General features: G+C 42.7%; 19 protein-coding genes. 12 read left to right on the top strand and 7 right to left on the bottom strand.

Annotation, left to right across the window (positions count from 1 at the left end; genetic code table 11):
- Positions 1 to 35 precede the first annotated feature (35 nt).
- The 5 genes from lpxK to M0D58_RS08625 all read left to right on the top strand — a co-directional run bounded on the left by lpxK (position 36) and on the right by M0D58_RS08625 (position 5,328).
- Positions 36 to 1,061: a tetraacyldisaccharide 4'-kinase gene (gene lpxK / locus M0D58_RS08645; protein ID WP_248388402.1), complete on the top strand. Its 1,026-nt coding sequence runs from the start codon at positions 36 to 38 to the stop codon at positions 1,059 to 1,061.
- Positions 1,045 to 1,869, top strand: a complete 825-nt coding sequence (locus M0D58_RS08640) for a purine-nucleoside phosphorylase (protein ID WP_248388400.1) — start codon at positions 1,045 to 1,047, stop codon at positions 1,867 to 1,869. Before lpxK ends, M0D58_RS08640 begins: the two co-directional genes overlap by 17 nt.
- Positions 1,870 to 1,949: 80 nt before the next feature.
- Positions 1,950 to 2,465 carry a TlpA family protein disulfide reductase gene (locus M0D58_RS08635; protein WP_248388397.1) on the top strand — a complete coding sequence of 172 codons (516 nt, stop codon included), beginning with the start codon at positions 1,950 to 1,952 and terminating at the stop codon, positions 2,463 to 2,465.
- Between the two features lie 246 nt (positions 2,466 to 2,711).
- Entirely contained in the window at positions 2,712 to 3,809 is a 1,098-nt protein-coding gene (dinB, locus tag M0D58_RS08630) for a DNA polymerase IV (RefSeq protein ID WP_248394969.1), read from the top strand.
- 46 nt (positions 3,810 to 3,855) lie between these two features.
- Positions 3,856 to 5,328 carry an alpha-amylase gene (locus M0D58_RS08625; RefSeq protein WP_248388394.1) on the top strand — a complete coding sequence of 491 codons (1,473 nt, stop codon included), beginning with the start codon at positions 3,856 to 3,858 and terminating at the stop codon, positions 5,326 to 5,328.
- A gap of 123 nt (positions 5,329 to 5,451) precedes the next feature.
- On the opposite strand, the gene M0D58_RS08620 is transcribed toward M0D58_RS08625, so the two are convergent.
- Entirely contained in the window at positions 5,452 to 6,786 is a 1,335-nt protein-coding gene (locus tag M0D58_RS08620; protein ID WP_248388391.1) for a carboxylesterase family protein, read from the bottom strand.
- Between the two features lie 85 nt (positions 6,787 to 6,871).
- Positions 6,872 to 7,771 (bottom strand): helix-turn-helix domain-containing protein, encoded by a 900-nt coding sequence (locus M0D58_RS08615; RefSeq protein WP_248388387.1) that lies wholly within the window; start codon positions 7,769 to 7,771, stop codon positions 6,872 to 6,874.
- Between the two features lie 162 nt (positions 7,772 to 7,933).
- On the opposite strand from M0D58_RS08615, the gene M0D58_RS08610 reads away from it, so the two are divergent.
- The 7 genes from M0D58_RS08610 to M0D58_RS08580 all read left to right on the top strand — a co-directional run bounded on the left by M0D58_RS08610 (position 7,934) and on the right by M0D58_RS08580 (position 15,217).
- Complete coding sequence (locus M0D58_RS08610) at positions 7,934 to 8,989, top strand: NAD(P)-dependent alcohol dehydrogenase (RefSeq protein ID WP_248388385.1); 1,056 nt, start codon at positions 7,934 to 7,936, stop codon at positions 8,987 to 8,989.
- Between the two features lie 203 nt (positions 8,990 to 9,192).
- Positions 9,193 to 9,771: a hypothetical protein gene (locus M0D58_RS08605; protein WP_248388383.1), complete on the top strand. Its 579-nt coding sequence runs from the start codon at positions 9,193 to 9,195 to the stop codon at positions 9,769 to 9,771.
- Positions 9,772 to 9,823: 52 nt separating this feature from the next.
- Positions 9,824 to 11,329 carry a hypothetical protein gene (locus M0D58_RS08600; RefSeq protein ID WP_248388380.1) on the top strand — a complete coding sequence of 502 codons (1,506 nt, stop codon included), beginning with the start codon at positions 9,824 to 9,826 and terminating at the stop codon, positions 11,327 to 11,329.
- Positions 11,330 to 11,447: 118 nt separating this feature from the next.
- Complete coding sequence (locus tag M0D58_RS08595) at positions 11,448 to 12,407, top strand: C-type lectin-like domain-containing protein (RefSeq protein WP_248394950.1); 960 nt, start codon at positions 11,448 to 11,450, stop codon at positions 12,405 to 12,407.
- Between the two features lie 220 nt (positions 12,408 to 12,627).
- The gene (locus tag M0D58_RS08590; RefSeq protein ID WP_248394949.1) at positions 12,628 to 13,461 is read left to right on the top strand and encodes a T9SS type A sorting domain-containing protein; all 834 of its coding nucleotides are present in this window, start codon (positions 12,628 to 12,630) and stop codon (positions 13,459 to 13,461) included.
- 97 nt (positions 13,462 to 13,558) lie between these two features.
- On the top strand, positions 13,559 to 14,365 hold the full coding sequence (locus tag M0D58_RS08585; protein ID WP_248394948.1) for a T9SS type A sorting domain-containing protein: 807 nt from the start codon (positions 13,559 to 13,561) through the stop codon (positions 14,363 to 14,365).
- Between the two features lie 120 nt (positions 14,366 to 14,485).
- Complete coding sequence (locus tag M0D58_RS08580) at positions 14,486 to 15,217, top strand: DNA-binding domain-containing protein (RefSeq protein WP_248394947.1); 732 nt, start codon at positions 14,486 to 14,488, stop codon at positions 15,215 to 15,217.
- Between the two features lie 810 nt (positions 15,218 to 16,027).
- Here M0D58_RS08580 and M0D58_RS08575 read toward each other — a convergent pair.
- From M0D58_RS08575 to arr, 5 genes are all read right to left on the bottom strand, one after another.
- Positions 16,028 to 17,302 carry an alkaline phosphatase family protein gene (locus M0D58_RS08575; protein WP_248394946.1) on the bottom strand — a complete coding sequence of 425 codons (1,275 nt, stop codon included), beginning with the start codon at positions 17,300 to 17,302 and terminating at the stop codon, positions 16,028 to 16,030.
- Positions 17,303 to 18,198: 896 nt separating this feature from the next.
- The gene (locus M0D58_RS08570; RefSeq protein ID WP_248394945.1) at positions 18,199 to 18,948 is read right to left on the bottom strand and encodes a DUF3575 domain-containing protein; all 750 of its coding nucleotides are present in this window, start codon (positions 18,946 to 18,948) and stop codon (positions 18,199 to 18,201) included.
- A gap of 211 nt (positions 18,949 to 19,159) precedes the next feature.
- A complete protein-coding gene (locus tag M0D58_RS08565; RefSeq protein WP_248394944.1) occupies positions 19,160 to 20,161 on the bottom strand; it encodes a T9SS type A sorting domain-containing protein in 1,002 nt (333 codons plus the stop codon).
- Between the two features lie 185 nt (positions 20,162 to 20,346).
- Complete coding sequence (locus tag M0D58_RS08560) at positions 20,347 to 20,898, bottom strand: dihydrofolate reductase family protein (protein WP_248394943.1); 552 nt, start codon at positions 20,896 to 20,898, stop codon at positions 20,347 to 20,349.
- Positions 20,899 to 20,923: 25 nt separating this feature from the next.
- Positions 20,924 to 21,346 carry an NAD(+)--rifampin ADP-ribosyltransferase gene (arr, locus tag M0D58_RS08555; RefSeq protein ID WP_248394942.1) on the bottom strand — a complete coding sequence of 141 codons (423 nt, stop codon included), beginning with the start codon at positions 21,344 to 21,346 and terminating at the stop codon, positions 20,924 to 20,926.
- Positions 21,347 to 21,373: the final 27 nt, after the last annotated feature.

The raw sequence follows: 21,373 nt of genomic DNA, 5'->3' as shown, positions 1-21,373 counted from the left end.
CTAAATCCATACGAAAATTCCTATTTTTGCAAGGTATGAAAAGATGGTACCTTTATCCCTTTTCCCTAGGTTATCGCATGGTAACGGGTATCCGAAACACAATGTATGATCTGGGAATCTTTAAGTCAACAAAATTCAAAACACCGATCATTTGTGTCGGTAACCTTTCTGTAGGCGGAAGCGGAAAATCTCCTATGGTAATGTATCTTGCGCAGTTTTTGTCAAAACATTACAGAACGGGAGTCCTTTCCAGAGGCTATGGAAGGCTTACAAAAGGCTATGCTGTCACCAATTATGAAAGCAATTATAAAATGGTGGGTGATGAAGCCATGCAATTGTTCGAACGTTTTAAGAACCGCTTTGTTATTGCTGTTTCCGAAGAGAGAGTTCCCGGCGCCAAAAAGGTAATTGCCGATATGGACCTTGATGTTCTGGTTTTGGATGATGCGATGCAGCATAGAGCCATAAAACCGGGATTCACCATTATGATGACCGATTTTAATGATCCTTATTTTAAAGATCATCTTCTTCCTGCAGGAGATTTGAGGGAGTCACGGGCCGGATCCGGAAGAGCAGACATTATCATGGTCAGCAAATGTCCGGATGAACTTACTGAAGAAACCAAGCAATATTATATTTCAAGAATAAGACCTACCGGACGTCAGAAAATATTTTTTTCATCCATAGGTTACGATGAAAATGTTTACGGGAAAGAAAAAATGCTTCCGGATAACAACCTGAATTATTACGATATTCTTCTGATCACAGGAATTGCAAATCCGAAACCTTTACTGAATCATCTTGCTAAATTTTCGCAGAGAGTAAAACATTTGAAATTCAGAGATCATCACAACTTTACGGAAGCGGATATTAAAAATATCGTGGCAGAATATAAAAAGATGGGCGAATATAAGTTGATTTTAACCACTGAAAAAGATTATGTACGCCTTAAAACTTTTGATTACCTAAGAGATATCGTTTATTACTGGCCTATCAATGTAATAATAGATAAGAAGGAAGAATTTAACCAAATCATCCTGGATTATGTTAGAAAAAATTAAAAAAATAGCAGCCTTCATACAAGGCGTCATTAACGATACTCCTGATTTTGCCATCGTTCTGGGCTCAGGATTAGGAAAACTCCAGGATGAGGTAGAGACAATTCATACCCTGGAATATGCTGAAATCCCTGAGTTTCCTCAAACAACAGTTGCCGGCCACAGCGGAAAATTAATCTACGGAATGCTGGAAGGCAAAAAAGTATTAATGATGAGCGGCCGCTTTCATTATTATGAAGGCCATTCTATGGAAAATGTAGTGTTGCCGATCAGGGTTTTTCATCTGCTAGGCATAAAAAATCTGATCCTTTCCAATGCTTCCGGCGGCGTAAACTCTGAATATAAAATTGCAGATATTGCCATCGTCAAAGATCATATCAACATGATGCCTGAACATCCGCTTCGTGGCAGAAATATTGATGCATTCGGTCCGCGATTTGTGGATATGAGCGAAGCATACAGCAAAAAGATGATTTCAGTGGCAGAAAAGGTTGCCTCGGAAAATAATATCAACATTCACCAGGGAATCTATGTGGCACTGCAGGGACCTACTTTTGAAACCCCTGCGGAATACGGAATGATAAAAGCCATCGGTGGTGATATGGTGGGAATGAGTACTGTTCCGGAAGTTATTGTAGCCAGACACATGGGAATAAATGTTTTCGGAATCTCCGTAATTACTGATCTGGGCGGACCTGATATCGCGTTCTCCGTTTCTCACGAAGAAGTTCTGAATGCTGCCAATAAAGCAATGCCTAATGTAATTACGGTGGTAAAAGGTCTCGTTAAAAACTATCCGCAACCGTTATAGAATTTTTCAATAGTACAAATTTCCGGCTGAGGCTTTCTAATTATTTTTCATTGTTTAGATTTGCAGAAACGATTTTTAAAATGAAGAAACTGTTTTTATTATTAACGATAGGAATTTTCGGTTTGGGCTGTTCACAACAAGCTCCCGAAGTTCTTAAAACAAGTTTTTCCAAAGAAGCATTAATTCAGAAGGTTGAAAATGAAGAGGGTAAAACAGTCACCATACAGCAGATCCTGGATCAGCATAAAGGAAAAGTTTTAGTGCTTGATTTCTGGGCGGGCTGGTGCAGGGATTGTTTAAAAGCGCTTCCGAAAGCCAAAGAATTAGAAGACAGCAATAAAAATATCGATTTTGTGTTCCTTTCATTAGACCGTTCCAGAGAAGGTTTTGAAAAAAGCCTGGAACGATTTGATATGAAAGACAAAGAAAATTACTGGTTCGCTTCCGGCTGGAAAAATGATTTCAACAACTATATCGATCTCAACTGGATCCCGAGATACATGGTGATTGATCAGAAGTCTGCCATTGCCAAATATTACGCCATCTCGCCGGAAGATCCGGATATTCAGGCAACCATTGATAAGCTTTTGAAATAAAATGACATAGGAAATGGAGACGTTAAGAAAATAAAATCAGCGAACGTTAAAAAAATTCTACTGTTTGAGCGCGACAATTAATTGAAATGAAGAACAGATTTTGATTCGCGCGAGTTTTAGAATTTTTAGAGAACAGAATTTATTTTTAGTCGGAGTTTCCAAGTCTTGAACTTTTGTTTCTTTTGTTTCAAGACAAAAGAAATTAGCTTGAAATGAAAACATAAAATGAATCCATATCTTTGCGGTATGGATTCTTCTTTTCTCCTTCGCAAAATTATTCATGTCGATATGGACGCATTCTATGCTTCTGTAGAACAGCATGATAATCCTGCATTAAAATGGAAAGCTATTGCAGTGGGTGGAGAGCATCGGGGAGTTGTCGCAGCGGCAAGCTACGAAGCAAGAAAGTTCGGGGTACGGTCTGCGATGCCGAGTAAAACTGCGAAAGAAAAGTGTCCGCATCTTATTTTCGTCTCACCCAGGTTTCAGCGGTACAAGGAGATTTCAAGGAAAATACGGGAGATTTTTTATGAATATACCGATCTGGTAGAGCCTTTATCATTGGATGAAGCCTATCTTGATGTTACGGAAAACAAAAAGGGAATAGAGTCTGCTAACCAGATTGCCAGGGAGATTCGCCAGAAGATTTTCGAACAGACAGGATTAACGGCTTCTGCGGGAATTTCTATCAACAAATTTTTGGCTAAAGTAGCATCAGATATTAATAAACCGAATGGCCAAAAAACCATACATCCGGATAAGGTAGAAAGTTTTCTTGAAGAATTACCAGTCGAAAAGTTTTACGGAGTGGGGAAGGTGACGGCGAATAAAATGTTTAGCTTAGGCATTTACAAGGGAAAAGATCTGAAAAAAAGATCTGTAGAAGACCTCACAAGGATGTTCGGAAAATCCGGAGCCTATTACTATAATGTCGTTCGGGGAATTCATCATTCTGAAGTAAAACCTCACCGGATCCAGAAAAGTGTAGCGGTAGAAAGAACCTTTTTTGAAGACCTTTTTGATGAACATCAGATCAACGAGAAATTACAAAGTCTCAGTGAAGAGCTCCAGAGCCGTCTTCAGAAAAATAATATTCTCGGACGTACGCTTACCCTGAAAATTAAATACAAAGATTTCTCCCTTTTTACAAGAAGCATCACCCGGGAAGAATATTTCTCTTCCGCAGAAGAATATTTTAATACCGGAAAACAGCTTTGGGAGCTACGCCCGTTCGACAAACCTGTTCGGTTACTCGGTTTATCCCTTTCCCAGCTCAATACTGAAGAAAAAAAACAGGTGTCGGTTCAACTAAAAATTCCGTTCAAAGAATTTGAAGACCAATAATCTCGAATATTTTCATTAAATTGTAGTAACCAAATTTTACAATTTTATGAATGAAACGATGATTCAATACTTCCACTGGTACTCGGAAGGAGAAGGGAAACTATGGAAAGAAGCAGAAAATAACGCACCATATCTGGCTGAATTAGGAATTACATCAGTATGGTTTCCACCCGCTTACAAAGGAACGGGAGGTGGTTGTTCTACCGGATATGATGCCTATGATCTTTTTGATCTGGGAGAATTTGATCAGAAAGAAACTATTCCCACAAAATACGGAACAAAAGACGATTATATAAAAGCCATAAAGGCTTTAAAAGAACACAACATCAAGATTATTGTTGATATCGTTCTCGGCCACAAAGCCGGAGGGGACGAACTTGAAACATTCAAGGCCCTGAAAGTAGATGAAGAAAACCGGGATAAAATAATTTCCGGCGAAATCGAGATACAGTCATACACCAAATTCACTTTTCCCGGCCGCGGAAAAAGATATTCGGATTTTGAGTGGAACTATACCTGCTTCAGTGGCGTAGACTATGCAGAAGGCATGGATTCTCATATTTTTAAAATTAAAAATGAATACGGAACCGACTGGGAAGAGATGATTGATGATGAAAAAGGAAACTATGATTATCTTATGTTTAATGATGTGGAACACCGCAATCCTTTCGTAAGAGAAGAGCTCAACAACTGGGCAAAATGGTATTTTGATCAGACAGATTTTGACGGCGTAAGGCTGGATGCCCTGAAACATATTTCATTTGATTTTTATAAAGAGTGGCTTACGCTGCTGCGTTCCAACTCCGGCAAAAATATTTTTGCGGTAGGAGAATACTGGGCTCCGGGATATCTGGGTCTTCTTCAGAAATATATTGATGTGACGGAAGGTTGTATGAGCCTTTTCGACAGCTCATTACAGAATAATTTCCATACCGCTTCCAATGAAGGGGATTCTTATGATCTCCGCAGAATCTTTGATGAAACGCTTACCCAGGCCGATCCGCTGCATTCGGTGAGCCTGGTTGATAATCACGATACCCAGCCTTTACAGGATCTTGAAGCACCGGTAGAACAATGGTTTAAACCATTGGCGTATGCATTAATTTTACTTCGTCAGGACGGATATCCATGTGTATTTTATCCGGATTTGTATGGAGCGCATTACGTTGATAAAGACAGGGAAGGGAATGACCAGGAAATATTTCTGGATAAAGTAGACGGTATCGAGGAGTTGCTGAAAGCCAGAAAAGATCATGCGTACGGAGAACAGCGGGATTATTTTGAAGACGCCAATTGCCTCGGATGGGTTCGTGAAGGAGATGATGAACATTCGGGATGTGCAGTTGTGCTCAGCAATAAAGAAGCCTATGAAAAGCCTATGGAAATGGGCGAAAGATACATCGGGAAAACCTTCTATGATGTATTGGGAAGATTTGAAGATAAAGTTACAATCGATGAAAATGGCTGGGGAAATTTCCCTGTTCCTGCAGGGAACGTAAGTGTCTGGATCGAAGAGTAGCCTTGTAACTGCAAAACCAACAATATTTATAATGATCATCCGTAAGTTTTGTCATTTACCGGCAAGAGTATAAAAGCTGTGTTGAATGACAAACCTTGCGGATGTTTTTTAGGATGAATCCTTTTAATTCTTAACTTTTTTAAGCTTAAGGATTTCAGGCCTTTCTGAATCTTCTGAGATTGAACCGGATCTCGCAAATTCTGCCCAGAGCGCCCGAAGCTTTTTCCCGTTTTCCTGAATATATTCCCATGGAACATCTTTCAGCAGCTCTGCTGATTGCCAGGCTTCCCTGTTTTCAAATAACAGAGGCAGATCTACACAGTGCGATGCGCCGATGTTATTGCTCTTTAGGGTAGACCGAATAACAAACTGGTATACATTTCCGCCACCGGCTGCAAGATTTTCTGCAAACGCCTTGGCCGGTTTTTCATAGATTGACGCCGTAGTTTTTCTTACAATCTTATTCAGAATTCTTTGGGGCAGATAAGTATAAATGCCTGTTTGCGAGGTTTTCACGTAAAAAGCCGTTTCATCCTGATTGGAGCCTATTAAAACATCATACTTCTTTGCATTTTGTTTCCAGTTCGCCATGGTTTCTTCTTCCCGGCATAACGGAGGATGGCCATATTGCGTGCAGAATGGCATGGAGGTCTTCAATCCGTATTTTCTGAAAGAAGGTAAAAAAGTGCGATACCCTGCTACCATTTTAAGCGCATCCGGCTCATCTTTTAAAATATCCGTCTTGAGGAAAAACTCATGGGACATCTTTTGCCTGTTGATCCTGAATCCCAGCGGAGCACTATGGATAATCACACGGCGGAATAAATTTTCCGTTTCTTCCGAGATCATGAGATGTGCAATGGCATCACCTCCGGATGACTGTCCGAACAGGGTAATGTTTTCAGGATCTCCGCCAAAGTCGCGGATGTATTGTTTTATCCATTGGAGAGCGGCAATCATATCATACAATCCCAGGTTGGCCGGCCTTTCTTCATTACCTCCCAAAAAACCGAAAAGCCCGAGCCGGTACGATACCGAAACAACAATGATGTGCTGTTCCTTTACCCACACGGAAGGATCAGACGTGGGAAGATCACCGCATCCGATTTCGTAGGAGCCGCCATGAATCCAGACGATAACGGGAAGCTTTTCGTTTTCATTAAAGTGTTCGGGGAGTGTAATGGTAAGAAACTGCGGGGATTCATCCGGTTCAAACTGTTCCACATCTGTTTTCTGGATCAACCTGTCCAGCAGAGGACTTACATTTTGTGGGCATACCGGGGTTTTATCAGGAATTTCATTATGCTCCGGATATGGTAAGGGTTCCGGCTTTTTAAATCTTTGAGAGCGGGCATAACGAATACTTTTCGCCCTGATGACCCCATTTTCCTTTAATGCCGGAATGGTTCCGAAAGAAGTATGAAAGGTATGGATTTTCTTGTGTTGCTGTGTTGTCATCCAACAAAATTATGATTACCTTAAATGTAGTAATTAATCTTTTTTAAGCCAAAAAAATACTTAATATCTTATCCTACTGAGATAATTATTGCAACGCTTTGTATGCGGTAGGAGATACTCCTGTTTTACTTTTGAATAATCTGGTGAAATGCTGCGGATACCTGAAACCAAGGTCATAAGAAATTTCACTGATGGATCTTGAAGGATCGGTGATCTGCCGTTTTGCGGCATCAATAAGCTTATTATGAATAAATTCCTGTGCCGAAATGCCAAGCTCCTTTTTCATGACATCTCCGAAATAATTGGCTGAAAGGTTAAGCTGTTCGGCAAAATAATGAACCATAGGAAAACCGATGGTCCTGGGCTTTTCAGAGTTCAGATAGTCATCCAGCAGTGTTTCGAATTTTCCTATCACGCCGCGGTTGATATGGTCCCTCGTGATGAACTGGCGGTCATAAAAACGCATGCAGTAATTGAGGAAAAGTTCAATGTTATTAACGATCAGGGACTTGCTGTGCTTGTCAATAGCCTGTTCCAGCTCAAGCTGTATGTTTTTAAAGCAATCCAGGATGATTTCTCTTTCTTTTTCGGAAAGGTGGAGGGCTTCGTGAACTTCATAAGAGAAGAAATTATAATCACCGATGGAAGTGCCCAGGCTGGTCCCTTTGATCAGGTCCGGATGGAACAGCAGTGCAAAACCTGCGGACTGTATAGGATTTCCGTCATTCGTTATTCCGTACTCCTGTTCCGGGGCAATGAAGACCAGCGTTCCTTCCTGGTAGTCGTAGTTATGTTTTCCGTAAAACAGATCTCCGCACAGGACATCCTTCAAAAAAACGGTATAAAAGCCGAAGGCTCTCCTGAACTGGCAGACAGGGCCGGATCTGGAAAAATCAATGATACTCACCAAAGGATGCAGCGTATCATGGTTTACCATTTTATTGTATTCGGAAATACTTTCGATAAAATTAACCTGATCTTTCATATATTTAATTCTTCAGAAACCAAAATTACCATATTTAAGGCGCAGATTTTGCGGTCACGGTAAAATTGGTATATCATTCTGTAATTTATATAAGCTTAATTCATCATAAACATACGATTTTTGCCATAACATTATTAATTTTAGTACAAACTTAAATACGATATGAATACATTCACAGTAAAAGCGTTCGGTGCAGAATCCAACACTGCGGACCTGGCCGAAATGAATATTGAAAGAAGAGAAGTAACCCCTAAAGATATTGAGATTGAAATCCTGTATTGCGGAGTATGCCATTCTGATCTTCATACGGCAAGAAACGACTGGGGAGGATCCATGTATCCCGTTGTTCCGGGGCATGAAATTGTAGGGAGAATTACCAAGGTCGGTAGTGAAGTTTCCAAATTTAAAGTGGGGGATCTTGCGGCAGTAGGATGTATGGTGGATTCCTGCGGAGAATGCGAGAGCTGTAAACATGATCTGGAGCAATATTGCCAGAAGGGGTTCACAGGAACGTACAACGGAAAAGATAAACATCTGGGAGGCCACACATTCGGAGGGTATTCCCAGAAAGTGGTGGTAGATGAAGGCTTCGTTCTCAGCGTTCCGGAAAACCTTGATCTTGCTGCAGTGGCACCGTTGCTTTGTGCAGGAATTACCACATGGTCTCCTCTACGACACTGGAACGTAGGTCCGGATTCTAAAGTCGCCGTAGTGGGATTAGGCGGGTTAGGACATATGGCCATTAAACTGGCTAAAGGATTGGGTGCTGAGGTCACCCTGTTTTCCCGTACGCCCGGTAAATCCGAAGATGCCAGAACGTTGGGCGCGGATCATGTTGTGATTTCAACTGAACAGGAACAGATGGATGCGGTAAGGGGTAAGTTTGATGTAATTATTGATACCGTTCCCTATGAGCATGATATCAACCCTTATATGCAGACCGTGGCATTAAACGGTACTTTAGTTCTTGTAGGTTTTGTGGGAGAATTCCAGGAAACCGAGCCCAGCACAAGACCGCTGATTTTCCAGCGCCGTTCCGTAGCAGGATCACTGATTGGCGGTATCGCTGAAACCCAGGAGTTGCTGGATTTCTGTGGCGAACACAATATCGTTTCAGACATTGAGCTAATCAAAATGAGCGAAATCAATGAGGCTTATGAAAGAATGCTGAAAAGCGATGTGAAATACCGTTTTGTAATTGATATGCAGTCTTTGTAATGATTGACAGGATATTTTAAAAGAACTCTCTCCGGAGAGTTTTTTTTATGCGGCATATCTGCGGAAGCTCTTTCTATCTGCCACAGGGTGAGTGTACGAAACTAAGGAGTTATAAAACAGATCATTGTAATTTCGTTGTTTCAATTATTTATCTATCTTTGTAAGAGAAAACAGTCAAATCCCGGGCTGTTTTTAAACACACAATGAAGACACCCGTGATGAATACAGTACAGTTTCCCTCGTTCCTGCGTTTCTGCGCAAGGATGATAGGGGTGCTGCTATTCTTTTCCGGGATTCCACAGTTCTTCCAGGCCTCTTCTCCGCCGGATTCCGTTATTTTTATTTCAGAAGGCAGCTTCCTGCATGGAGATTCAGCGGTATATGTGATGAAAGCGGAACGAAGAAACGTAGGCATAAGCCTTAGAAAGAAAGGCAAAACAGACACATCTTTACAGGGCGTTTCTGCTTCCCTGGCCTCTCCTCAAAAATATCATGTGAATCAGCATGTTCCGGCAATGTACAGAAACAGCCCGGAAGGCAGATTGTTTTTTGGAAATGCAGATGGCTCTTCATCCATAGCTGTTCCGGTAGATCCTCCTTCTTTCAGGAAACATCATAAAACGGCAGTCTCTGTGGTTTGGAACGTTCTTCTGCCACTCTGCCTGAAAGACAATCTCATCCATATAGCAATATACCCTTTTCGGGTTTCAAAGACCATAGCCTGTCATCTCAGCAGACCTCCTCCTGTTCGGTATTCTTTTACCGGCTGTAATCATAAATAATTTGTAACCAATAAAAAAATAACAAACAAAAACATATTTTAAATAACACACGATGAAGAAACTTATCATACTCCCTGTTTTACTAGTAAGCTCAGCTTTTTTTGCGCAGGTAGGAATCAATACAATACGTCCTCAATCTACGTTGGATATCGTAGCCAAAACAACAGACGGAAGCAGACCGGAAGGTCTTATTGCTCCGAGGTTAACCGGTGATCAGCTGAAAGCCGGCGACGCACAATACGGATCTGCACAGAAAGGTGCCATTATTTATGTAACCACCGTACCCAGCGCTCCGGACGGCAAAACAGCAGATATTACCAAAGAAGGCTATTATTTTTTCAATGGAAGCAAATGGCAGGAAATAGGGAGTGGTGCAGGAGATACCACGAATGATGCCTGGATCAATGACACCGGCACCGGTATGGTAAAGCTGGGCAGCCAGGCGGATGGTACGGCAAGAGCCGCCGGAACAGAGGTCGTAATAAAGGATAATGGTGCTGTAGGTATCGGAACAGGTGCTCCTGATGCCAGCGCTGCGCTGGATATTGTCTCTGCCGGCAAAGGGGTACTCATCCCGAGAGTAGCATTATCAAGCGCCACGGATGTAGTGACGATACCATCTCCTGCAACAGGATTGCTGGCCTATAACACGGGTGCCGGTACGCTCACCTATAAAGGCTTTGTATTCTGGAATGGTAAGGAATGGAGGAAAATAGATAATACCACCACGGTAAATCCTGTTATTACAGGTTTAAACTGCAACACGGCATTTATTACTCCGGCCGCATTTGCTGCAGGTACCGCCTATTCCGGGACTTTAACGGTTTACTATTCCGGGGGAAACGGGGGAAGCTATTCCGGCGGGACAACCTTTACCCAGAACGGTCTTACGTTCACTTTAGATGAGGGTACGCTTAACAAAGGGAACGGGTATATTACCTATTCAGTGACGGGAACCCCCAACTTTAGCTCCCCAACAACCATAACGGTACCGGTAAACTTCCTGGGTTTCAGCTGTAATGCAACGATCGGACAAAATACCACGCCTTTCGTGATCGGTGAAATAAGATCCGCGATCATTACCGTACCGGTATCGAAATTTTTATCCAGGGGCGGTAGCAGGGGAGAAATGACCGGAAAAGCGGTGAACAATACCACCAGCATTAACCGAAGGTCTGCGTATGATGAAACAACGGCCGCTCAGAAGGCAGATTTTATCTTTATTAATGGATTAAGGATGGATTTTATCGAAAGCTGGTACAATACCGGAAATACAAGTCCGAAGTTGTACAATATTACTTCATCCCCTGTTAATTATAATGTATCTTCCCTCTCTAGCCATGATGCCTATACCGATGGGATTGATACTACCATTGCATCCGGGTATTACAGTTATGATATTGATGGCGATGATAATTTCAGTACCGCGATCGGGCAGGGGGAATATGTTAATGCAATGCTTACCTTTCCAAATAAAGAATGGTATAACTGTACCTGGCATGCCAGGAGGGATGGTACCAATTATTATTTCTATTTTACGGCACAGCGTTTAAAATAATCCGATGTCGAAGGATTATATACAGTAAGACAAAGCCTGCACAGGTGATGGAAACTGTAAAGTATTAATTAAATAAAAATTACGAGCCAAGCTCACGTAACAAACAAAACCAACAACAATGAAAAATATCATTACCCTGGCTGCATCTTTATTCAGCCTTACCATATTTGCACAAGTGGGGATCAATAATAATACCCCGAAGGCTACTTTAGACATTACGGCACAGACTACAAATGGCAGCAAGCCGGAGGGACTTCTTATCCCAAGATTAACCGGCGACCAGATCAAAGCCGGTGATGCGCAGTACGGTACCGCTCAGGCTGGTACAATTGTTTTTGCAACTTCTGCGGCTTCACCAACAACAACAAAAACTTCAAAAATTACGGAAGCAGGATTCTATTATTTCACGGGCTCTGTTTGGGAGAGGATAAGCAGTACGGCGAGCACCGTAAGTTATACGACCGTCGTTGATCCTAATATTTTAGGATATGTACCCAGCACTACTGCAACTGCTTCTGTAGATGCTCCGGCAACCTTAGCTGTTGGTGCTACCACTGCAACCAGAAGAAGTATCGGTACTTATGGTGGACATACGTATGCAGCATATTCAACCAGTGGTGCAGTTACATGGTACCAAGCATATAATGCTGCTAAAAACATGGGTGGCTATTTAGCGACTTTTGCATCAGATGCAGAGTGGCAATATGTTGAAACAAACTTACTTACTCCTTTTGCTATATTTAATACGAATGGTACCTGGATCGGGATGGCAAAATTTTCATGGTTTGCAGGTGCAGCAATGACACCTGATCCAGAGATTAAATGGATTACAGGAGAACAACCAGGACATGATTATTCTGCTGGTGGAACTACTGCTGTAAGAAAAAGCAACTGGTTCCCAGGTGTACAGCCAGATAATTTATCAAACACCGAAGGATTTGTTCAATGTGTGGCTAAGAATAATAATTACACTAAGACTTATAATAGCTATACTACTACCCATGGATGGAATGACAGCCCTGCCAATTATTTTGATGTTGCATTTACCGGAGGCTTCATCGTAGAATTTCAGCAATAAATGTTAGAAATAGATTAAGATTTATAGTACGATATCGCGGATTTTTAATCCGTGATCAACTACAAGCAAACTTTCAGGGTTTCAAAACCCTGAAGGTTTTATAAAAGCAATCAAAGAATTATTATCATACGATACAGTTCAATATTCAACAGCAGCGCATGCACGTGCGCTGCTTTCATCAACAATTTAATATTAACCCTTTAACAAATGAAAAACAAAGATGTTTAAAAAATTATTTCTTTTATTAACGTTTTCAGCAGCGTTTACCGCAAAAAGCCAGATCACAAATCCGGCACCCTATTGTGCATGCACCTATTTTTCCGGTTATAATATGTTCAAGGACATTACCATCGGCGGAGTAACCCTTTCGTTTGGGAGTTTAGGCACGTACGGAACAGCCAATACGTATAAATATTTTAATACAACCGTCTTCGGAGACCTTACCAAATCAGGGAACAATACCATTACCATTAATCCGTATACGACACCGGACTTTGAGCCTATTTATTTTGCACTGTGGATAGACTATGACCACAGCAATACTTTTGAAACCTCTGAGATTGTACTGCAGAACAGCAATACCATCAATGCTGCGCTTCCTGCATTTTCTGAGACCGCCGTTCCTCTTACAAGAACTTTTACCGTTCCCGGTACGGCACTTACAGGAACTACACGGGCAAGACTCGTAAGAACGCAGGCGAGCTATCCTTATAGCAGTTCCGTAGTTTTAAGCCCCTGTTCCAATGGAAGTTTTGGATCGTTCGGAAATCCATATGACTTTAATGTCAATATTGTAACGTCATTATCAACAGCGGAAGCTGCCGTAAAAAACAGCTTCAGAATTTATCCTAATCCTGCCCATGATTTTATCATGATCGATACCAGCAGAAAGATTACTCAAGCCACGCTGTTCAGTACTGAAGGAAAACAGGTAAAAAGCTATCCTGGTGCAAACCGCCTTGATGTTTCTTCTCTACAGCCCGGCGAATATATACTGGAAGTCTATTATAAGGACGGTACTTCGGCTTCACAGAAAGTACTTGTTGCAAAATAAAAGGCAACAGAACTGTAAAGTTATCTGCCGGCACGGTATCACGCCCGGTCCGGTGGTTTACAACAATAAATATAGTAATCCCTAAAAATAACAATCGATGCTTAAAAAATTACTTCTTTTATTAACGCTTTCAGCAGCATTCACAGCAAAAAGCCAGATCACTCTGGTCAATCCACAGCCTGATTTTTCTTTTACGGCCGAGGCACCGCCTTTCTCAAACGCTTCACAAAATGATATCTTCCCGATTGATCTGAACAATGACGGCACCAATGAATACTCTTTCCGTTGGGATGCCTTTCACACGGTTGCATGGAATATCCATTTCTGCTCCAATCCGGGGAGTGATCCCACGAGGCAGTTTATTATGGAAAACAGTCAGGAGCTGAAAGCGCTGAGCTTCGGAGCGGCCATCAATTCTTCGGCCACGTTTTCGAATAGCTGGGATCCCTGGATTGATGATCCGGGGCAAACCAACTTCCGGAACCAGGGGAATAAATATATCGGCTTTAAAGCGACCATTTCCGGAACGGTGTATTACGGCTGGATCCTGGTAGAGCTGGTCAACAGAACGCTCACCATAAAGGAATACGCCTTTACCACAAACTCTGCCGGGCTTACCGCAGGGCAGGGAGGAACCTTATCGGTGACGGAAACGATGCAGCGTAATGAAGGATCCGCAACATTCGCTCCCAATCCTGCGGAGTCTTCCATAACCATAGACCACAGCAGACACACAGGGGCTGTCATAAAAATAACAGTGCATGATCTTTCCGGTAAGCTGATGATGAAACAGGAGGCACAATTTGGAAAGCCGGTGGATGTCAGCAGCCTGCAGAGTGGTACCTATATGCTCAGGATAGAGCATGAAGGGATTACTACCGTAAGAAAAATGATCAGGAAATAATGACCTGGAAAGCAGACCCGTCCAAATGGATTTGCCATCCGTAAGTACATCAAGCTGTCTTAAAGACTTCACCCCGTGAGGGTTCAGATAAATCAGTAACTAACATTAAATTTTAAAACAATGCCTATTTTACACAAAATTAAAGCGTATCTCTACGACAATGTTTTAACCAAAGACAATCCCAATGATTATATCGCGAGAACCGTGAGCGAACGTCCTCTTACGGTACAGCAGATCTGCGAAGCCGCCGTCAACAGGGGCGGTGCCGATGTCTCCGCTTCCGCGATGGCCCATGCCACGGAGCTTTTCCTGAAAGAAATGGCCTATCAGCTTTGTGACGGGTATTCTGTCAATACGGGCTACTTTACCGCCAGCACTACCATCCGCGGGGTATTCGACAGCCCTTCGGAGACTTTTAATAAGGATAAGCACAGCATCATCTTCCAGTTCAACCAGGGAGAGAAGCTCAGGGCAGAGATCCCGAATATTGAAGTCAACATCCTGGGGATCGCTGATGCTTCTACGGTGATCCTCCAGGTGAAAGATGTGAAAAGCGGCTCGGTAAACGACCTGCTGACTCCAGGAAGGAACCTCAGGATTTCCGGAAGCAAGCTCAAGATCGCCGGAGACGATCCTGCAGTAGGAATATTCTTCACAGACACTGTTTCGCAGGCCAGCACTCAGGTAGAGGTCAGCGATATCGTCACCAATAATCCTTCCGAACTGATGGTGGTTATTCCGGCATTACCGGCAGGAACGTACCAGCTGAAGGTGGTAACGCAATTCTCGGGGAGCATGATGCTCAAAGAACCGCGTACCGCATTATTGGATAAGGTGCTGACGGTACAGTAGAGCAGAGGGTCTGCATCGGTGCATGCAGAGGGTCTGCACCGATGCATGCAGGAGGTCTGCATCGACCGATGCAGGGTGTCTGCACCGTACGATGCAGACCACCCAAAGTTCGGGAACCTATTCCTGAACGTAATTTTAAAATACTCATCATGTTTTTGATTGCTCCGGCATGGGGTAAAGCGTCCACTGATTTTAAGTGTTTTTTTTCAGTCCGCTTTGCAATCCCGGCCGGAGTTTTTTTGTGACAAAGAGTAGTGGTACTGGTGGTTTCTAGGGCTGCAGCCACCCGGGGACTGAGGCTCTCGAAGTCCCCGGCTGTTGTCGTCGTTGTCGTTGCGAGGTGATTATTATTTTCACATTTGTCATCCTGAAAGGATCTAAACACAGATTTACCTCACTGACTTTACGAATAATACCTAAAAATTCCCAAGGAATGACAAAGAGTAATGGGTACCGGGGACTGAGGCTCCCGAAGTCCACGGTTGTTGTGGTTGTTTTTGTGGACACCAGTTAATTATTATTTTCGCATTGTCATCCTGAAAGGATCTCAACGAAGATTTACCTCACTAGCTTTACAAATAATACCTAAAAATTCCCAAGGAATGACAAGGAGTGATGGGTACCGGGACTGAGGTTCTCGAAGTCCACGGTTGTCATTTCGATAGTCGCTTCGTCACTTCGAGTGTTTTTTCGCAACAAAGTGGAGAAAAAATGTATCGAGAATGGAACCTGTCTTTAAAATTATAAGCTTCTCGATACGCTTTTTCAAAGCTACTCGAAGTGACGAAAAGAATCAAATGCACAACGGGTTTATTTTATGATCTGTTTCAGCACTTTCAGCTTTCCGTCCACGGGCTGGCGGATCTTTAAGCCTAAAATATCTGCAACCACCGGATAAACGTTTACATTTTCAAATTCACCAATAGTCCTATGGCTTTTGAATGCCGGACCCCATGCCATAAAGGTGGCTTTCATTTCAGGAACCACTGCCGGATTATAGCCATGCTTTCCTGCGGAAGGCTTTTTGCCTTTTTCCAGGAATATCTTAGGAGCGTTGGGAACCAGGAGGATTTGTCCTATTCTGCCATAGTAATCATCTTTTGCGGAGAAATGCAGGTATCGGGGAAACTTTTTATCAAGATACACTTCATAATCTGAGGTTTTATGAACCTGTAATTCTTTGAAAACGCTTTTAACCTCAGCCGGATTTTTGACGTACACTCTTAATAAAGTCTGGGAATTGTAAATATCAAATCTGTTTTTATCCAGCAGCAGCTGCGGGATTTCCAGGGGATTGCTGCCGTCTACTTTGATCATTCCGTGGTCGGAGACAAAAATAAAATTGACATTCTGCAGACCCAGTTCGCCCACTTTCCGTACCAGTTCGCCCACGGCTGCATCCACCTGGTGAACGGCATTTTCGGTTTCTTTTGCGTCAGGCCCGAAATGATGTCCGCCTGCATCCACTTCGGGGAAATAAAGCGAAATAAAATGGGGTCTTTTGTCCATGGGAAGCTTCAGCCAGCTAATCACTTTGTCAACTTTCTCCTGCGGTGAAAATTTTTCGTGGTAGGGATAATAATAGGTTGGGCGTGTTCCTCCGGCATCGCTTGCCGAGCCTACCCACATTAAAGATGCGGAAAGCATTCCCTGCTGCTCTGCCAGTCCCCAAAGGGGAAGGCCACCGTACCAGCTGCCGTCTTCGGCATTGGTTTTATCACTCATCGCATAGGGTGCCTTTCTTTTATAATCGTAGAAATAATTATCAATAAGCCCGTGGTGAGAGGGGTAAAGCCCGGTGATCAGGGTCCAGTGATTGGGGAAGGTAATGCTGGGATAACCGGGAATCATGGCTTCGGCCCGCACTCCTTCGCCGGATAAATTCAGAAGGTTCTCCGCATTGTATTTCTTTGCGTAGTCATAACGGAATCCGTCTGCAGAGATCATAATGACATAGGGTTTTGCCCGGGCTTCAACAGTGTTGTACCGGTTGGGGATCACCACCTGTGCGGTGTCCGTGCTTCCATGCTGACTGAAAAGGGAGAGTGAAAAAAGCAGCGTTATTATTGCTAATCCTTGCTTCATTGGGTAAGTTTTGTGCAAAGTTAGGGTCTCCGGTCATTACAGAAAAGTTTAGCAGGTTAAAAAAATATTAAACTCGGGGTAAGGAGGTGTTGTCATGTTTTTTGTCTCCCGAGGATTACGCAGATATCGCTGCAGCGTAGTATCATATCACAATTCCCACGGAATGGCAAAGAGTAGTATCACACCGGGGACTGAGGCTCTCGAAGTCCACGGGTGTTGTCGTTGTTGTCGTTGCGAGGTGATTATTATTTTCGCATTTGTCATCCTGAAAGGATCTCCACGCAGATTTACCTCACTGACTTTACGAATAATACCTAAAAACTTCCATGGAATGACAAAGAGTGATGGGTACCGGGGACTGAGGCTCCCGAAGTCCCCGGTTGTCGTTGGTGTGGACACTAGTTAATTATTATTTTTCGCATTTGTCATCCTGAAAGGATCTCAACGAAGATTTACCTCACTGACTTTACGAATAATACCTAAAAACTTCCACGGAATGACAAAGAGTGATGGGCACCGGGGACTGAGGCTCTCGAAGTCCACGGTTGTCATCCTGAAAGGATCTCAACGAAGATTTACCTCACTAACTTTACGAATAATACCTAAAAATTTCCACGGAATGACAAAGAGTGATGGGTACCGGGGACTGAGGCTCTCGAAGTCCCCGGTTGTCGTTGGTGTGGACACTAGTTAATTATTATTTTCGCATTTGTCATCCTGAAAGGATCTAGCCCCGGATCTTTCCATGCTCTTTACGAATAATACCTAAAAACTTCCATGGAATGACAAAGAGTGATGGGTACCGGGGACTGAGGCTCTCGAAGTCCCGGCACTGGTAATAAAAAGAAAAAGCAGAAGTCTGACTTCTGCTGTAGGTTTCCATTCTGATCTCATTTTTAAAACCGGTATCCGAGGGACAGTCCTGTTCTGAAACCGATCCAGGGGCCGTCTATAATCACGCGGGCTCCGTTGGTATTGGTTTCTACCGTATAATTGACGTAAGGAATATCAAGATCCTCGATCTGCCTTTTTAGTTCAGCCTGCATATCGGGAGTAAGAGGGATGTCACTGGTCATCGTAAAGTCTCCCTTTCCGGCTCCGTAGTGGGCCCCTGCAATCCAGAAATCGAGGACAAGGCTGCGGCTTGTGGTGAGGAAAAACTGGGCGCCTACCATTACACCGCCACTGTTTCCGTTGGCGTTTCCGAAACCTTTGAGAGGAATCTGAAAGGTCGTTCCGCTGAAGGTATAGTCGTAGTAGAAGTCAAAGGTATTGGAGGTAATTTTCGAATAGCGGTAATAGGGGGCCACATAGAATCCTTTTCCGTATCCAGCGCCAAGATAAAAACGCGGCTCTATGGTGAAGTTAAAAGATTTGGCTTCGAGGTTCTGAAATCTTTTTTCGTCTTCATCGTTTAAAAAGGAATTGATAAAAGGAACTTTTCCTTCCGGCATGGCGCCAAAACCCATATTCACTGAAAACCATCTGTTAATGACTCGTTCATAAGTAAGGTTTATATTTCGGAATGCGTATGCCGTAACATTTGTTTTAATGATGTTCATTTTTTCCGACGGCGGAGCGGGGATTTCCTGTGCGTTTGCTGTGGTCAGCATACAGCAGGGGATGATGAGTAAGAATTTTTTCATGATTTAATATGTTAAGATTTGAAGTATTGAGGTACAAGCAAAAAGCGGGCAAAATAATTTCGGTAATCCGTTTTGCTTCATGAATAAGATTCTGTTTACAAGCTGTTTACAGGTTTGTCCGCTGCATGCAAAAGTAAAAAGAAGCATCTGCACCCTGCTTAAAAAGAAATCCGCTCAGAGTTTCTGGCGGATTTATATTGTTCGGGTTTATCTATTTTTTGATAAATTTTGAGGTTTCCGTTTTCTTGTCTTTTGTTGAAACTTCAATAAAATAAGAAGCAGAAGGCAGGTCTGAGACCTGTATTTTTCCGGAGGTAATACCGGAAGTTTTTACAAGCTTACCGTCCAGGGTATAGATGTTTGCCGTTGTATAGCTTTCTGCTGTTCCTTTCAATTCAATAAATTCCTGAGCAGGGTTGGGATATACTTTCAGCCTGTCTTTCTGAACATACAGATCCTTTGTGGCCAGGTTTGCGGTATTCAGGGCCTGTGCCGAATTGGTGGTCTGGTTGTTGATTCCGGCTAACGGAACATTGACTACGGTCTGAATGGTGGTCAGCAAAGGAAATTTATAAGTGCTGTTATAATATGAATAGGAAGTATTTACAATAGAGCCAATCGGAAATAGAAAGAAAGTGTCTGATGCAGCATAGAGGTTGAAGCTTTGAACAGATTTTATCCTGAGAACATTTGTAAAATTAGAAGAACCTAAAATAAGGGTTCCTGAAGCATCTGCAGAAATGCTGACTGTTCCTTTACACAATCCGTTTGCAGCAGTTGAGCTGAATGTTCCCTGTGCCTGATCCGTCTCGGAATATCCGAACGCTGCAGGATAGGAAATAAAAGTCCCGTTGTTTGCGGCAAGATTCAGAGTAGCATCGGTGGTGACTAATCCTGTAATTTCCAGCTTGGAGGCAGATTGTTTGTAATATACCGTATTTCCGGGGCCTGCCATTTTTAAGGTAGAATTCGGGAAGGTGGTAATTTCTGTTGAGGTGGGTGTTGAATAGCTGGTAACAGCCGCCGGACCAAATCCCAGAGAAGCATTGTTGAAGGTTACATTAGAACCTGTTGCCGAGTTATCCGGTGTTCCCGTAACGGACAAATAATTTGCGGTTTCCCCGCTTACAGGATCGTTAAACGCTTTCGTAATCGTTGTCTGTGCTGAAATGACGCCTGAAGCCATCAGCAGAAGGAATAAATTTATTTTCATACTTAAATTTTTAACGAATATACTTAAAAAACAATTGCTCCGGAATTATTTTTTTAGGGATAACTTGTTTCCAATGAGAAATTTAAATCTTAAATAAACTCCTTTTTTCAGAATCGCTGCTGTATGCACTATAGCCGAATAATCAGCAGAGATAATGCTGCCCTCAATAGGTCATGTTGTTATGGTTATTGGTTGTGATGTAAAGGTTCATAGATCAGCTGTACGACTCCGGATCTGAAAATATTGGTTTTGATCAGCTTCAAATATAATCTTTCCTTCAATTCTTCAAATAAAGGTTTTCCGTCTCCTAAGGCAACCGGATGAACGGAGATTCTGTAAATGTCTATCAGGTTCAGATTAATACACGTTCTGATGAGTCCGGCACCGCCATACAGCCAGATGTCTTTCCCCGGCTGCTGTTTTATTTCCTGCACTGTTTTCTCAATATCATTGGTGAAAGTGGCATTCTGATCTTCCCTTTGATGATGGGAGAATACTACTTTTTTCTTAGCATGTATTTTTTTCCAGAACTGTACTTCTTCTTCTCCGGCATCTTCTCCCGGATGATAATTTCCCCAGGAATCATAGCTTACCCTTCCGTAAAATATGGTATCGATGTTTTCAAGAAAGCCATCAAAATCCATATCATCATCCATGATACACCAGTCGATTTCGCCGTTTGGCCCTTCAATAAACCCGTCTAGTGTTACAGCAAGGTCTAAGATTATTTTTTTCATAAGACTAAAGAACTGTTGTGATGATTTAATTGATAATTTCCGCACCTGGATTTTCCCTTAGTTTTGCGATTCTTTCCTTCCAGTTTTGGATTTCTTCATCGGTAAGCCTGATCCATTCGGTTACTTCGCCCATAATTTTAAGAGGAGCCGTGCTGCGATAGGAGCGGGTAGGGTTTCCGGGGAATTTTTTATCGGTTACGTTCGGGTCATTTTCAAATGCTCCGGTAGGTTCCACGATGTAGACACGTTCCTTTCCATCACCTTTTGCCAGTGCCGCTGCAAGTCCGGCCCCGTTCTGTAAAGCTGTGAAATAGATGTGGTTCATCATAATCTCCGGATAATAATTGGATTCAAATCCGGCGGTAAGCAGGTCTCCGATTTTCAGGTCAGCTTTTGTCCCGTGATAGAATGGACCATGATCAGAAATGTGCTGCTCTTTGTTTTCCATTGTGATTTGTTTTGAATTTTGAGTAAC

The sequence above is a fragment of the Chryseobacterium nepalense genome (assembly GCF_023195755.1).
In the GTDB taxonomy this organism is placed as follows: Bacteria; Bacteroidota; Bacteroidia; order Flavobacteriales; family Weeksellaceae; genus Chryseobacterium; species Chryseobacterium nepalense.
The sequence above is the reverse complement of the archived record's forward strand: the minus strand, read 5'-3'. Positions and strand labels throughout refer to the sequence as shown.

Excerpts from the sequence above, each read along its gene's own strand:
- M0D58_RS08625 (WP_248388394.1), top strand. The coding sequence starts at position 3,856 with ATGAATGAAACGATGATTCAATACTTCCACTGGTACTCGGAAGGAGAA.
- arr (WP_248394942.1), bottom strand. The coding sequence starts at position 21,346 with ATGGAAAACAAAGAGCAGCACATTTCTGATCATGGTCCATTCTATCAC.
- M0D58_RS08585 (WP_248394948.1), top strand. The coding sequence starts at position 13,559 with ATGCTTAAAAAATTACTTCTTTTATTAACGCTTTCAGCAGCATTCACA.
- M0D58_RS08605 (WP_248388383.1), top strand. The coding sequence starts at position 9,193 with ATGAAGACACCCGTGATGAATACAGTACAGTTTCCCTCGTTCCTGCGT.
- M0D58_RS08620 (WP_248388391.1), bottom strand. The coding sequence starts at position 6,786 with ATGACAACACAGCAACACAAGAAAATCCATACCTTTCATACTTCTTTC.
- M0D58_RS08570 (WP_248394945.1), bottom strand. The coding sequence starts at position 18,948 with ATGAAAAAATTCTTACTCATCATCCCCTGCTGTATGCTGACCACAGCA.
- M0D58_RS08610 (WP_248388385.1), top strand. The coding sequence starts at position 7,934 with ATGAATACATTCACAGTAAAAGCGTTCGGTGCAGAATCCAACACTGCG.
- M0D58_RS08580 (WP_248394947.1), top strand. The coding sequence starts at position 14,486 with ATGCCTATTTTACACAAAATTAAAGCGTATCTCTACGACAATGTTTTA.
- M0D58_RS08595 (WP_248394950.1), top strand. The coding sequence starts at position 11,448 with ATGAAAAATATCATTACCCTGGCTGCATCTTTATTCAGCCTTACCATA.
- M0D58_RS08560 (WP_248394943.1), bottom strand. The coding sequence starts at position 20,898 with ATGAAAAAAATAATCTTAGACCTTGCTGTAACACTAGACGGGTTTATT.
- M0D58_RS08565 (WP_248394944.1), bottom strand. The coding sequence starts at position 20,161 with ATGAAAATAAATTTATTCCTTCTGCTGATGGCTTCAGGCGTCATTTCA.
- M0D58_RS08615 (WP_248388387.1), bottom strand. The coding sequence starts at position 7,771 with ATGAAAGATCAGGTTAATTTTATCGAAAGTATTTCCGAATACAATAAA.
- M0D58_RS08575 (WP_248394946.1), bottom strand. The coding sequence starts at position 17,302 with ATGAAGCAAGGATTAGCAATAATAACGCTGCTTTTTTCACTCTCCCTT.
- M0D58_RS08640 (WP_248388400.1), top strand. The coding sequence starts at position 1,045 with ATGTTAGAAAAAATTAAAAAAATAGCAGCCTTCATACAAGGCGTCATT.
- dinB (WP_248394969.1), top strand. The coding sequence starts at position 2,712 with ATGGATTCTTCTTTTCTCCTTCGCAAAATTATTCATGTCGATATGGAC.
- M0D58_RS08600 (WP_248388380.1), top strand. The coding sequence starts at position 9,824 with ATGAAGAAACTTATCATACTCCCTGTTTTACTAGTAAGCTCAGCTTTT.
- M0D58_RS08635 (WP_248388397.1), top strand. The coding sequence starts at position 1,950 with ATGAAGAAACTGTTTTTATTATTAACGATAGGAATTTTCGGTTTGGGC.
- M0D58_RS08590 (WP_248394949.1), top strand. The coding sequence starts at position 12,628 with ATGTTTAAAAAATTATTTCTTTTATTAACGTTTTCAGCAGCGTTTACC.
- lpxK (WP_248388402.1), top strand. The coding sequence starts at position 36 with ATGAAAAGATGGTACCTTTATCCCTTTTCCCTAGGTTATCGCATGGTA.